This window comes from Leclercia sp. M-A074-M (assembly GCF_965195605.1).
Taxonomy (GTDB): domain Bacteria; phylum Pseudomonadota; class Gammaproteobacteria; order Enterobacterales; family Enterobacteriaceae; genus Enterobacter.
The window spans coordinates 36711-49241 of record NZ_CBDAHM010000008.1 but is presented as its reverse complement, the minus strand read 5'-3'; the positions used below and the strand labels follow the sequence as shown (position 1 = coordinate 49241).

Annotated in this window: 13 protein-coding genes; 6 read left to right on the top strand and 7 right to left on the bottom strand. The window is 54.4% G+C overall.

From position 1 onward, the window contains the following. Nucleotides 1-17 precede the first annotated feature (17 nt). Entirely contained in the window at nt 18-608 is a 591-nt protein-coding gene (gene ribA / locus ACOKCT_RS16505; RefSeq protein ID WP_168192025.1) for a GTP cyclohydrolase II, read from the bottom strand. A 197-nt stretch (nt 609-805) separates the two neighbouring features. Here ribA and pgpB point away from each other — a divergent pair, with 197 nt between their 5' ends. The 5 genes from pgpB (at nt 806) to yciH (ending at nt 4450) form a co-directional block, all read left to right on the top strand. Then, nucleotides 806-1570 (top strand): phosphatidylglycerophosphatase B, encoded by a 765-nt coding sequence (pgpB, locus tag ACOKCT_RS16500; protein ID WP_156654651.1) that lies wholly within the window; start codon nt 806-808, stop codon nt 1568-1570. A gap of 151 nt (nt 1571-1721) precedes the next feature. Next, nucleotides 1722-2030, top strand: coding sequence for a LapA family protein (locus tag ACOKCT_RS16495; RefSeq protein WP_103179883.1), 309 nt, complete (start codon nt 1722-1724; stop codon nt 2028-2030). Nucleotides 2031-2036: 6 nt separating this feature from the next. Then, nucleotides 2037-3206 (top strand): lipopolysaccharide assembly protein LapB, encoded by a 1170-nt coding sequence (lapB, locus tag ACOKCT_RS16490; RefSeq protein ID WP_103179882.1) that lies wholly within the window; start codon nt 2037-2039, stop codon nt 3204-3206. Between the two features lie 180 nt (nt 3207-3386). Continuing rightward, a complete protein-coding gene (gene pyrF, locus ACOKCT_RS16485; protein ID WP_103179881.1) occupies nt 3387-4124 on the top strand; it encodes an orotidine-5'-phosphate decarboxylase in 738 nt (245 codons plus the stop codon). Beyond that, nucleotides 4124-4450: a stress response translation initiation inhibitor YciH gene (yciH, locus tag ACOKCT_RS16480; protein ID WP_103179880.1), complete on the top strand. Its 327-nt coding sequence runs from the start codon at nt 4124-4126 to the stop codon at nt 4448-4450. Before pyrF ends, yciH begins: the two co-directional genes overlap by 1 nt. A 111-nt stretch (nt 4451-4561) precedes the next feature. Here yciH and osmB read toward each other — a convergent pair whose 3' ends face one another. The 3 genes from osmB to ACOKCT_RS16465 form a co-directional block, all read right to left on the bottom strand. After that, nucleotides 4562-4777 carry an osmotically-inducible lipoprotein OsmB gene (osmB, locus tag ACOKCT_RS16475; RefSeq protein WP_103179879.1) on the bottom strand — a complete coding sequence of 72 codons (216 nt, stop codon included), beginning with the start codon at nt 4775-4777 and terminating at the stop codon, nt 4562-4564. 266 nt (nt 4778-5043) lie between these two features. Beyond that, nucleotides 5044-5799: a DNA-binding transcriptional regulator YciT gene (locus ACOKCT_RS16470; protein ID WP_103179878.1), complete on the bottom strand. Its 756-nt coding sequence runs from the start codon at nt 5797-5799 to the stop codon at nt 5044-5046. A gap of 68 nt (nt 5800-5867) precedes the next feature. Then, nucleotides 5868-6050, bottom strand: a complete 183-nt coding sequence (locus tag ACOKCT_RS16465; RefSeq protein ID WP_103179877.1) for a hypothetical protein — start codon at nt 6048-6050, stop codon at nt 5868-5870. Nucleotides 6051-6242: 192 nt separating this feature from the next. Here ACOKCT_RS16465 and ACOKCT_RS16460 point away from each other — a divergent pair, with 192 nt between their 5' ends. After that, a complete protein-coding gene (locus tag ACOKCT_RS16460) occupies nt 6243-7112 on the top strand; it encodes a crotonase/enoyl-CoA hydratase family protein (RefSeq protein ID WP_103179876.1) in 870 nt (289 codons plus the stop codon). On the opposite strand, the gene pdeR is transcribed toward ACOKCT_RS16460, so the two are convergent. The 3 genes from pdeR to ACOKCT_RS16445 form a co-directional block, all read right to left on the bottom strand. After that, nucleotides 7109-9100, bottom strand: coding sequence for a cyclic di-GMP phosphodiesterase (pdeR, locus tag ACOKCT_RS16455; RefSeq protein ID WP_156654648.1), 1992 nt, complete (start codon nt 9098-9100; stop codon nt 7109-7111). The genes ACOKCT_RS16460 and pdeR overlap by 4 nt on opposite strands. Before the next feature lie 319 nt (nt 9101-9419). After that, on the bottom strand, nt 9420-11354 hold the full coding sequence (locus ACOKCT_RS16450) for an exoribonuclease II (protein WP_420193679.1): 1935 nt from the start codon (nt 11352-11354) through the stop codon (nt 9420-9422). A gap of 88 nt (nt 11355-11442) precedes the next feature. Continuing rightward, nucleotides 11443-12435, bottom strand: coding sequence for a CMD domain-containing protein (locus ACOKCT_RS16445; protein ID WP_103179874.1), 993 nt, complete (start codon nt 12433-12435; stop codon nt 11443-11445). Nucleotides 12436-12531: the final 96 nt, after the last annotated feature.

Here is a 12531-nt window from a genome sequence, read left to right as displayed (position 1 = left end):
TTGCCGGGCTGTTGTTTTTACTTATTAAGCAGATGACCTAGCTTGGCCGCTTTGGTATCCAGATAGTGTTCGTTTTTCGGGTTACGCCCTACAATCAGCGGCACACGTTCTACGATGTTGATCCCGGCTTCGGTCAGGATCTCCACCTTCCGCGGGTTGTTGGTCAGCAGACGCACTTCATCGACGCCCAGCAGCTTGAACATATCCGCGCACAGGGTGAAATCACGTTCATCGGCAGCAAAGCCCAACTGGTGATTAGCTTCAACCGTATCGTAGCCTTGATCCTGCAACGCATAGGCGCGGATCTTATTCAGCAGACCGATGTTGCGGCCCTCCTGACGGTGATACAGCAGAATGCCCCGGCCCTCTTCGGCGATGCGCGACAGGGCAGCTTCAAGTTGAAAACCACAATCGCAGCGCAGGCTAAACAGGGCATCACCCGTAAGACACTCAGAATGAACGCGAGCCAGAACCGGCGTCTGCCCGGACGTATCGCCGAAGACTAACGCGACATGATCCTGCCCGGTTGCCAGTTCTTCAAAGCCCACCATCAGGAAATCGCCCCAGGGGGTTGGCAGATTGGCTTCTGCCACACGTTTAAGCTGCATGTGATTCTCCAGAAAATGCTGACACGCCTTGTGTCTGTCGCCTGTTTGGCTGTCGGTATGTTCTTATTTTGCCACAAGCTGCACGGGTTCACCTAATCACTGCCGGCTTAACGAACGTTAAACGCACAATCCGACATTTTTACGCAGTTCTGATTTTTCGGTTATGATTGTGAGGCTTATCGGAAAAAGGAGACGACATGCTTTCAATTGCCCGCCGCACGGCGGTTGGCGCGGGGATATTGCTCATTATGCCTGCGGCCTTATGGATATCGGGCTGGCAGTGGCAGCCAGGCACGAATAGCGGATGGTTGAAGGTGCTGTTCTGGATAACGGAGACCGTCACCCAGCCCTGGGGAATTATTACGCATACGCTACTCTGCGGCTGGTTTTTGTGGTGCCTGCGTTTCCGCCTGCGGGCAGCCATCATGCTCTTTGCCATCCTTGCGGGGGTCATTCTGGTGGGTCAGGGCGTTAAATCTCTGGTAAAAGATCGGGTGCAGGAGCCGCGTCCTTTCGTGGTCTGGCTGGAAAAAACTCACCATGTCCCGGTCAACGACTTCTACAATTTAAAGCGTAAAGCGCGCGGTGAGCTGGTAGAAGAACAGCTTGCTGAACAACAGACTATTCCCACTTTTTTACGTAAACACTGGCAGAAAGAGACCGGTTTTGCTTTCCCGTCCGGGCATACCATGTTCGCGGCAAGCTGGGCGTTACTGGGGATAGGGTTGCTGTGGCCGCGTCGGCGCACGGTGACTATTGTGGTACTGCTGGTCTGGGCGACGGGCGTGATGGGAAGCCGCTTGCTGCTTGGCATGCACTGGCCGCGGGATCTGGTGGTCGCCACATTGATTTCCTGGCTGTTGATCACCTGTGCGACCTGGCTTGCTCAGCGATTCTGTGGCCCGCTCACGCCTCCGGCTGAAGAGAAGCGGGAAATTGCCGACAGAGAGCAAGAAAGCTGACTAAGGTTGAAATTATTATATTAAGCCGCAGATCTGGACGTGGCGCGACGCTTTTTCCGTTTCGCGCCCGTCCTGAAAATGGTAGTTTATAAGGCTGGTTACGCTATGGTGAACACTCTTTATTCGCTTAAACCACATAACGGGAAGTAATGTGAAATATTTACTCATTTTCTTACTGGTGTTGGCGATTTTTGTCATTTCCGTCACATTGGGTGCGCAAAACGATCAACAGGTAACGTTTAATTATCTGCTGGCGCAAGGCGAATATCGGATATCCAGCCTCCTGGCGGTTCTGTTTGCTGCCGGGTTTGTTATCGGCTGGCTGATTTGCGGTCTGTTCTGGCTTAAAGTTCGGGTAACACTCGCCCGGGCTGAACGAAAGATTAAACGTCTTGAAAACCAAATTGCGCCTCCGGCCGACGTTCCGGTAAGTTCAGGTGTGCCGGTAGCGAAGGAATAATCTAAGATGCTGGAGTTGTTGTTTCTGCTTTTGCCTGTAGCCGCAGCCTATGGCTGGTATATGGGCCGCAGAAGTGCGCAACAAACAAAGCAGGATGAGGCGAACCGTCTTTCTCGCGACTATGTCGCCGGGGTTAACTTCCTTCTGAGCAACCAACAGGATAAAGCGGTCGATCTGTTCCTTGAGATGTTGAAAGAGGATACCGGTACCGTTGAAGCCCACCTTACGCTCGGTAATCTGTTCCGCTCCCGCGGTGAAGTCGACCGCGCCATCCGCATCCACCAGACCTTAATGGAGAGCGCATCATTAACCTATGAGCAGCGTTTGCTGGCGGTACAACAGCTGGGCCGTGACTATATGGCGGCCGGCCTCTACGATCGCGCCGAAGAGATGTTCAAGCAGCTGGTGGATGAAACTGATTTTCGCATCAGCGCCCTGCAGCAGTTGCTGCAGATTTACCAGGCCACCAGCGAATGGCAGAAAGCGATCGACGTTGCTGAACGTCTGGTGAAGCTCGGTAAAGATAAACAGCGCGTTGAAATTGGCCACTTTTACTGTGAACTCGCCCTGCAACAGATGGGCAGCGAAGATATGGACAAAGCCATGGCGCTTCTTCGCAAGGGTGCCGCCGCGGATCGCAGCAGCGCGCGCGTCTCCATCATGATGGGGCGCGTCTATATGGCGAAAGGGGATTACCAGAAGGCGGTGGAGAGCCTGCTCCGGGTTATCGATCAGGATAAAGAGCTGGTCAGCGAAACCCTTGAGATGTTGCAAACCTGCTATCAGCAGCTGGGCATGACCTCAGAGTGGGTGGCTTTCCTGCGCCGTTGCGTGGAAGAGAACACCGGGGCGACAGCGGAGCTGATGCTGGCGGATGTGGTTCAGGAACACGAAGGCAGTGATACGGCGCAGGTCTACATTACCCGCCAGCTGCAGCGCCATCCCACCATGCGCGTCTTCCATAAGTTGATGGATTATCACCTGAACGAGGCAGAAGAGGGGCGCGCCAAAGAGAGCCTGATGGTGCTGCGCGACATGGTAGGCGAACAGGTGCGCAGCAAGCCGCGCTATCGCTGCCAGAAGTGTGGTTTTACGGCCTATACCCTCTACTGGCACTGTCCGTCATGCCGCGCCTGGTCCACCATTAAGCCAATTCGCGGCCTCGATGGGCAGTAATTTTTAAAAAGGCTTAATTTAGTTACAACATACTAATTAAGGTGAAACACTGGGTCCGTGCGCGCTGTAGTCTGGCAGGAAAGAAAATGTAACCTGTTAATTTTTGTGGTGCGCAGGTAGAATGCTCGCCGTTTAACATTCCCGCGCCGATGCGGCGCCCATCGACGAGAAGGTCCGGTCATGACGTCTGTAGCTTCATCTTCCTCCCGCGTAGTTACTGAATCTCCTGTTGTTGTCGCTCTGGATTACAACAATCGCGACAATGCCCTGGCGTTCGTTGATCGAATTGATCCGCAAGACTGCCGCCTGAAAATCGGTAAAGAGATGTTCACGCTTTTTGGTCCGCAAATTGTTCGGGATATGCAGCAGCGCGGATTCGATGTCTTTCTGGATCTGAAATTCCACGATATTCCCAACACCACGGCCCATGCGGTTGCGGCTGCGGCTGAGCTTGGAGTCTGGATGGTGAACGTTCACGCCTCCGGCGGGGCGCGTATGATGACCGCCGCTCGCGAAGCGCTGTTACCCTTCGGTAAAGAGGCCCCATTGCTGATTGCCGTTACCGTGCTGACCAGCATGGAAGCCAGCGATCTGCTGGACCTTGGCGTGACGTTGTCACCGGCAGAGCATGCCGAACGTCTGGCCCGCCTGACGCACTCCTGTGGCCTTGATGGCGTCGTCTGCTCTGCTCAGGAAGCCGTTCGCTTCAAAAGTGCCATCGGACAGGATTTCAAGCTTGTCACGCCGGGTATCCGTCCCCAGGGGAGTGATGCCGGCGATCAGCGCCGCATTATGACCCCGGAACAGGCGCTGGCGGCGGGCGTGGACTATATGGTTATTGGTCGACCGGTCACCCAGTCAGCCGATCCGGCACAAACCCTGAAAGCTATCAACGCATCACTTCAGAAGGGGGCGTAATGCGCGACACTAACAGCCGCCTGGTCTATTCGACAGAAACCGGGCGCATTGATGAGCCAAAAGAGGTCGCGGAGCGACCAAAAGGTGATGGCATTGTACGTATTCAACGCCAGACCAGCGGACGTAAAGGGAAGGGCGTATCGCTGATCACCGGAATTGACGCCGACGATGCCACCCTTACGCAGATTGCCGCAGAATTGAAGAAAAAATGCGGATGCGGCGGCTCAGTTAAAGATGGCGTTATTGAGATCCAGGGCGACAAGCGGGATCTCATTAAATCCCTCCTGGAAGCAAAAGGGATGAAAGTGAAATTAGCGGGCGGTTAACGTACCGCCAAAACAAATAAGCCACGGTCAGACCGTGGCTTATTGTTTTTATTTTGAGATAGCGCCAGAACAGCAGGGCGTTATCAAATGACTGCGGTGGCAATCGGTAGGTTATTTAACCTGGTGACCGATGATCCCACCCACTGCAGCACCACCCAGGGTACCCAGCGTGCTACCGTCAGTTAAGACGGAACCACCGATTGCGCCAGCACCCGCACCAATCGCGGTATTACGGTCTTGTCTGCTCATGCCGGAGCACGCGCTCAGGGATAATGCCAGCGTAACGGCCAGCATAGCAGCGGATAATTTTTTGCTGTTAAAAGTCATAATTCATTCTCCTGAAGTATTGATCCACGGAAATCATTTCGCTTAAATGGTTATCAATCCCCCTCAAGCGCGTTATTCCATGAAACTTGATTGCGCAGGCGTTACAAGATCACGCAGGTGATAGTTACTTCCTGTTATATCGCTAACAATAATTTTACGTCTTTATTACTGATCCGACAGGTAAATAGTCTTAAACGGGGGTTCAGAAAAGTCTCAGAGCGAAGGGGCAGAAAAATGACGCCCGATATTCGGGCGTTAGGGGAGGGTCAGGCAGGTTTTTTGACGATATCGACGGTTAAGCCGTCTTGCTGCAGATTAGCGATGTGCGCCTGTTTAATGCCCTCGTCGGTAATAACCCGGCTGAAGCGAGAGACCGGGCCCATGGTATAAGGGTGAACCGCACCGAATTTTGAGCTGTCGGTGAGCACAATGGTCTCGCCGCCTTTCTCCAGCACCGCATTTACCACATCCGAGCGCATCATGTCCCTTCCGGTAAAGCCGGTATCAGGCAACCAGCCATCAATGCCGATAAATGCCTTGTTGAAATGGACTTGCTGCACATACTGACGGGTAAGCGGGCCAACCATGCTTTCGCTTTTTTTCTGGTAAATGCCGCCGAGCAAAATCACTTCGCTGCGCGTCTCCTTCAGAAGATGCGCTATATAGCTGCTCACCGTCACGATGGTAACCTCTTCTTTCTGGTCGGCCAGCGTGCGCGCGAGAAGGGCATTGCAGCTGCCGTTCTCGATAAACACCGTTTCGCCATTATTCACCAGAGACGCGGCAAACTCCGCCAGCTCGCGTTTCAGCGCATAGTTGTTCATCATCCGCGTTTCAACATCTTCGCTGTCCAGCGGGACGGCGTAACCATGCGCGCGACGGAGGTAGCTCATTTTTTCCAGAAGATTGAGATCCTGGCGGATGGTGACTTCTGACACGCCGGTCGCTTTTGCCAGATCAACGACACTCACACGCCCTGTATCGATCACCATCTGTAATATTACTTGTTGTCGGGAGTTCATAGCATCCATATTAAAACGGCATCGCCGTTAGTTGAAAACTGACATAAACACGAGAGATGGATCGAGCCTTAAACTTCCCAGGGGGATTTAGGCGATACTGCCTCGGGGTTTTTCTGCTCGCCCGCCTGGGTCAGTAATTCTGATTTTAATATCTCGAGATTACGAAGAGCAGAGTTCACATCGCCTGCGACCAGAATATCCAGCACAGTATCAATACGTTGCGCCACTTTCAGTGCATCGATATCAGACATAATCTCATCCCTAAATGAAAAGTGAATAAATTCAATGATGCAGAAATTGAAGGCAAAAGAGAAGGGAAAAAGTGAGCTAACGAAAGCCCATTAATGGTAGTGATATTTTGATGCTTCTTTATACGTAGGAATTATGTAGTGGATTAGTCTAACTCTGCGCGCAAGGCGCTTTTTTCTATGAGGAATTAGACTATGACAATTATCAATCAGGCAACCTGTAAACTGTTCACTGATTCTGCACGATTCACTCAGCTCGCCGGCTATTACGAGGAGGAGAGACGTACCGTGTGGATGATGTTACGGGCCCAGCCGCGTCCCTGCTTCAATCATGCGCTTATAGAGGAGATTATGAACCTGTCCTGGCTGGTGCGTCAGTCCGGGTTTGAGGTTGATTTCTGGGTGACCGGTTCGCTGGTGCCCGATATGTATAATACTGGCGGCGATTTACGCTTCTTTGTCGAGTGCATTGAGAACGGTCGTCGGGAAGCGCTTCGGGCCTATGCCCGCGCCTGTGTGGACTGTGTCCACGCCGCATCGCGGGGATTTGATACCGGGGCGATCACCCTGTCGATGGTAGAGGGCAGTGCCCTTGGCGGTGGCTTTGAAGCGGCGCTGGCGCACCACTTTTTACTGGCGCAACGGGATGCCCGCTTAGGGTTTCCTGAAATCGCCTTTAACCTGTTCCCCGGGATGGGAGGCTACTCGCTGGTTGCCCGCCGCTCTGGTATGAAACTGGCAGAAGAGCTGATCTATAAAGGGGAGTCGCACACTGCGGAATGGTATGAGCAGCAGGGGCTGGTGGACGTGCTGTTCGAACCCGGTCAGGGCTACGTGGCGACGCGGACCTTCATAGACACGTTACAACCCAAAATGAATGGCGTCAGAGCGATGCTGCGCGCCCGCCAGCGGGTATTGCAGCTGCCGCGCAGTGAGCTGATGGACATCACGGAAGATTGGGTAGACGCCGCATTCTGCCTGCAACCTAAGGACGTGGCCTATATGCAGCGGCTGGTGCTGTTGCAGGACCGCCACACGGCATCGGGGCTGCGTAAAGCCAGCTAGCGCGCATTGCGTGACTGATAGCGTTTAAACCATCGCTCGAAAGCGACAGCGGGCATGGGTTTAGCAAACAGAAATCCCTGTCGTTCATTGACGCCGTTCTTCGTCAGAAAGGCGTCTTCTTTCGCACTCTCGACCCCTTCGGCAATAACCTGCAAATTCAGCGCCTGAGCGACTGCAACGATCGCGCGCACCAGCGATTGCGACACCGACTGCTTATGGATATCCCGGACAAATGCCTGGTCGAGCTTAATGGCATCGATGGGAAAACGCGCCAGTTGCGACAGCGACGAATAACCGGTTCCGAAATCATCAAGGTGGATCTGCGCCCCCAGCTGGCTGAACTGCTGGATCACCGACAGCGCCAGCTCTTCGTTTTCAATCAGGCAGCTTTCGGTCAATTCAACGTCAATGGGGCAATATTCAAAATTGAGATCCTTCAGCGCCTGTTTCAGATCGCTGAAAATCGTCTGATCTGCCAGCTGGCGGGCCGAAACGTTGACCGCCACGCGTAAATTGATGCCTTTATCGCGCCATTTGGCAACCTGACGAACCACATCCAGCATCACCCAACGCCCCAATGGAACGATCAGTCCGGACTCTTCGGCGTAGGAGATAAACTCCAGCGGCGGGATCAGTCCGCGCTCCGGAGACTGCCAACGCACCAGCGCTTCGAGGGTTCTCACCTCGCCACGCCAGGTAATTTTGGGCTGGTAGTGGATCACCAGCTGATCATTCTCCAGCGCCTTGCGCAGATTGGTGTCCAGCCACAGATATTCAAATACGCGCTGATTCATTTCCGGGGAGAAAACGCAGAACTTGCCGCGTCCGTTCTCTTTCGCGGTATACATGGCCGTATCGGCGTTGCGTATCACGCTTTCCCGATCGGTGCCGTGCTGCGGCGCGAGGGAGATCCCCAGCGAACAGCCGGTGTAGACTTCAATTAAACCAATCCGGAAAGGCTGACGCAGGCGGGTGAGGATCCGCGAAGCCATGGCCTCGAGCGCACCCTGTGACGTACCGGTTGCCAGCACGATAAACTCGTCGCCACCCAGACGCGCAAGAACCTGCCCGTCCTCCAGGCAACTGAGGATAGCCAGCGCCACCGCCTGCAGCAGCTGATCGCCAAACATATGCCCGTAGGCATCATTCACTTTTTTGAAATTATCGAGGTCAAGATAGACCACGCCCACCTGGCCATCGCCACGGGTTTCAATCGCTTCGCTGATCAGATCGTGGATAGCGTTGCGGTTTGGCAGGCCGGTAATGGTGTCGGTATTGGCAAGTACACGAAGACGTTCCTGGGCACGGCGTTCTTCAGTGATATCCGTACCGGAACAGATAAGGAATATTTCATTTTTTCCGCTGCCGCTGTGCACGAATTTATTACGGAATAAAAACAAACGCTGCCCTTTGCGGGTTTTAATCCAGCGTTCCACTTCATAGGAGCTGCCGTCCCGAAAAAAACCGCTGATATTACGCCGGGAAGCCGCTGCCTCGCTGCGGCTCATAAACAGTTTAAAGACGTTCTGACCGATAACCTCGTGCTCTTTCATCCCGGTATATTCTTCGCTCAGGCGGTTGAAGCGTTGAATATTGCCGTGCCGGTCGAGAATAACGATGACCGAGTTGGCCTCTGAAACCACCTGCTCGGCAAAGGATAACCCCTGCGCCAGATCGCGGGCGACGGAAGGGGTGTCGTTCCAGGCGGAGGCGGTACCGGTCCACTCTTTTTTATTGATCTTACGTCCCACCAGGTGCACTGGCACCTCGGTTCCGTAGAGGGAGAGCGTCATGGTAATACTGGAGGTAATAACCGTCATCTGGCGAATGCTGTTGGCCTGCTCGTCATTCAGCGCCACAACCTGCGTGGTATCGGCGCTTTCGCTGGCCGCAAGATGGAGCGCGTTACTGTCCGCCGTCAGTCGCCACCAGGGACTGTGGGTGCCCATGTAACGAAACAGCAAATTTTGCTCCAGATCGTCAATCATGCTCTCTCCCAGGCGCACTTAATTGCACACACTGTGCATTTTCAGTCGGTTTTACCGTGCTTAAATAACGGTAAACCCGAACTAAACTTATTGTTTTTTCCCAGTATTCTTATATTAGAACGAGATCGGCAAAAAAGGATACAGGCGAATGAATATTCTGGTGACACGTTAAAGCATTCACCAGACTGTCATGAATAAGTGTGATCGCTTTTCGCAATGTAGGGGAGAAAAAGATAAGTAAAAATGATGAATTTGACGTTAACGCAAAAAAAAGTCGGTTCCCTCAAATGAGGTGAACCGACTTTTAAGCACTCAATAATCAGACGGCAGGGCGGGCAATAATGCTGCGTGTTTCCATGCGCACTTCAGCAATAGTGACGTCGATAACTTCGGTCACTTTATAGGCCACTTCGCCCTTGATTTGCACGGTGCCGTTTTCCTGGCTGCAGACCAGCTCGTCACGTACGGCGTGCAGGAACGGCGCAGGAATAAAGGCCACGGCGCCATTATCCACCAGACGTACACGCATCCCGCCACGGCTGACATCGATGATCTCCGCCGCGAAACGGGTCTCCGTTCCGGCTTTGTCTTTCAGGAACCGGGCGTAGAGCCAGTCACCGACGTCGCGTTCCGCCATGCGGTTAAGGCGACGGCGCTCGGCCATCTGCACCGTGGCTTCGTCCTGTGGACGGGCAATGGTTTCGCCTTTAACGATCGCTTTCAGCAGGCGGTGGTTAATCATATCGCCATACTTACGAATCGGTGAGGTCCAGGTGGCGTAGGCTTCCAGCCCCAGACCAAAGTGCGGGCCAGGTTCGGTGCTGATCTCAGCGAAAGACTGGAAGCGACGAATGCGGCTATCCAGGAAACCAGATGGCTGGGCATCCAGTTCACGGCGCAGCTTGCAGAAGCCATTCAGGGTCAGAACTTCCTGCGGATCCACATGCACGTCATGGGTTTTCAGCAGGGCCGCCAGGGCTTCGCTGTTAGCCGGATCAAACCCGGTGTGCACGTTATAGATACCGAAACCGAGTTTGTCGCGCAGTACGCGGGCCGCGCAGATGTTCGCCGCAATCATCGACTCTTCAACGATGCGGTTAGCAATGCGACGCGGCTCCGCCACGATATCCAGCACTTCGCCTTTCTCACCGAGAATGAAACGGTAGTCAGGGCGATCCTTAAAGACCAGCGCATGGGTCTTACGCCATTCGCTACGGCTCAGACAGACACGGTGCAGCAGGCGGATCTGGTCGGCAATGGCCTCATGCTCAGGCTGCCAGCTACCGCTGTTTTCCAGCCAGTCAGAGACCTCGTCGTACACCAGCTTGGCTTTAGACTCGATCAGCGCAGCAAAGAACTCAATGTTCTCTTCGATAGTGCCATCGGCAGCGATGGACATGCGGCAGGCCAGTACCGGGCGCACTTCGTTAGCGCGCAGCGAGCAGAGATTATCCGACAGATCGCGCGGCAGCATCGGGATGTTGAAGCCTGGCAGATAGTTGGTAAAGGCACGGATTTTCGCCGCGTCATCCAGCGGGGTACCTTCCGCGATCCAGGCTGTAGGATCGGCAATCGCTACGGTTAGCAGCAGTTTACCGTCAGCCTGCTCTTCAACATACAGCGCATCGTCCATATCTTCGGTGCTGGCGCTGTCGATGGTGACAAAATTCAGTGCAGTCAGATCGCGACGCTCAAGACCTTCGTCCAGCATGTCAGTCGCTGCGCCTTCTGGCGCCTCTTTTTCCAGATTATGGCGGGCAAGGGTGACCCACCACGGTACGAAATGGTCTTCACCGAAGGTGATAAACTGGGTGAGTTCGGCATAAAAACCGCGATCGCCCTTCAGAGGGTGACGGCGCATTTCTGCTACGGCCCAGTCACCTTCTTTAAAATCATGCGTCACGCCACGCTCAGCGCGGCAGGGGATGGCGTCTTTCAGCAGAGGATGGTCCGGAATGATGGACAGACGGTCATCTTTTCTCAGCACCTTACCCACAAAACGGGTCAGGAACGGTTCAATTAATTCTTCAGGCTCGGCTGATTCACGATCCTTTTCGCTATGGATCACGGCCGTAATGCGATCGCCGTGCATCACTTTCTTCATCTGCGGAGGCGGAATGAAGTAACTTTTCTGCGCATCGACTTCAAGGAAGCCAAAGCCTTTTTCCGTGGCTTTTACGACCCCTTCAGCACGTGGCGTCTGGGAATGCAGTTGCTGTTTAAGCTGCGCTAGCAGCGGGTTGTCCTGGAGCATAGTGATCTATTTTCGTAGCCATTGAGCGGCTGACAGTTTTACGCGAATCTCACTGCTACAGCAAGCGCTCTTTCGGTCGTTAGTGTGGTTATTCGCTTCTGCCAATGGCGATTTTCAGACGGTTCAGCCAGCCGCAAAAAGCGCTCCAGGTGAGGAGATTGATGGCCTGTACGGGCGACTGGCCATCATCTGTCAGCGGGGTAAACTGCGCGGCGCTGAACTGATCCGGCGATCGCGCCAGCTGTTCTACCGCACGCCTTACCGCCTCATCGTCTTTATACGCCGTGTGAATGCCACTGATGAGAATTTCACCGGTTTGATCGAGGATCAACGGTTCATGACAGAGCACCGGCGTAAGGGGATGCAATAACGGCTCGTCCTGCCAGCGTTCAAGCGAGGCCAGCTGCTGTGGGCTGGCCTGACAACGCTCAACCTCGGGTATGGCAGGCTGCCATGTGTTCAGGTCGTTATCGTCCGGCAGGGCGTGAGGCGGGATATGGTGCCCCGGCAGCCAGCGCACCGGGTGGCCGAGCAGGGCCTGAAACACCGCCACCACGCGCGCCTGAAAGCCCACAAAGCCGATAATCTGATTGATGGTCACGATGTCATACACCGTCAGGCCCACCTCATCGAGCCCCTGCTGCGCTTTGCTGTCAATCACATCCGGCGAGCTGGCAAGCTGGCGGGCATACTGGGTGATCTGGGCGAGACGGCGATTGCTTTCACGGGAGGAGTCGGGACCGGGGAGCGGGGCGAGAAGGGCGGCGTAGTGATTACACAGACGCTGCACGCCGCACACCTGGGCGACGGTCAGAGCAGTGCTGAAACGATCGTAGGCGCTCAGCGTGCGAAGCCGGGTTACGGTGACGGTGCGCGGGAAAAAAAGGTCGCATAGCGCCCGGGCCGGGGTTAACCAGCGTTCACAGGCTGCCAGCAGCGTTGCCGGTAGCGCGATGTTCAGCAAAAAGCGATCGGCGACATGCGCGGCTTCGGGAACCAAAGGCAGGACTTCCGTCGGGCTGCTACTGGACTGGGTCTCATGATACCAGTGGCCTTTGCCAGAAATACGGCGTTGTTCCATGTGCGTTCCTTGATCTCAAAATGGCGATCAATATCCTGGCGGAAGGCGGATAAGCGGAAAAATATTGTTAAGTGATAACAAATAGCGGAACGGAAT

Excerpts from the sequence above, each read along its gene's own strand:
- ribA (WP_168192025.1), bottom strand. The coding sequence starts at position 608 with ATGCAGCTTAAACGTGTGGCAGAAGCCAATCTGCCAACCCCCTGGGGC.
- pgpB (WP_156654651.1), top strand. The coding sequence starts at position 806 with ATGCTTTCAATTGCCCGCCGCACGGCGGTTGGCGCGGGGATATTGCTC.
- lapB (WP_103179882.1), top strand. The coding sequence starts at position 2,037 with ATGCTGGAGTTGTTGTTTCTGCTTTTGCCTGTAGCCGCAGCCTATGGC.
- pyrF (WP_103179881.1), top strand. The coding sequence starts at position 3,387 with ATGACGTCTGTAGCTTCATCTTCCTCCCGCGTAGTTACTGAATCTCCT.
- yciH (WP_103179880.1), top strand. The coding sequence starts at position 4,124 with ATGCGCGACACTAACAGCCGCCTGGTCTATTCGACAGAAACCGGGCGC.
- osmB (WP_103179879.1), bottom strand. The coding sequence starts at position 4,777 with ATGACTTTTAACAGCAAAAAATTATCCGCTGCTATGCTGGCCGTTACG.
- ACOKCT_RS16470 (WP_103179878.1), bottom strand. The coding sequence starts at position 5,799 with ATGAACTCCCGACAACAAGTAATATTACAGATGGTGATCGATACAGGG.
- ACOKCT_RS16465 (WP_103179877.1), bottom strand. The coding sequence starts at position 6,050 with ATGTCTGATATCGATGCACTGAAAGTGGCGCAACGTATTGATACTGTG.
- ACOKCT_RS16460 (WP_103179876.1), top strand. The coding sequence starts at position 6,243 with ATGACAATTATCAATCAGGCAACCTGTAAACTGTTCACTGATTCTGCA.
- pdeR (WP_156654648.1), bottom strand. The coding sequence starts at position 9,100 with ATGATTGACGATCTGGAGCAAAATTTGCTGTTTCGTTACATGGGCACC.
- ACOKCT_RS16450 (WP_420193679.1), bottom strand. The coding sequence starts at position 11,354 with ATGCTCCAGGACAACCCGCTGCTAGCGCAGCTTAAACAGCAACTGCAT.
- ACOKCT_RS16445 (WP_103179874.1), bottom strand. The coding sequence starts at position 12,435 with ATGGAACAACGCCGTATTTCTGGCAAAGGCCACTGGTATCATGAGACC.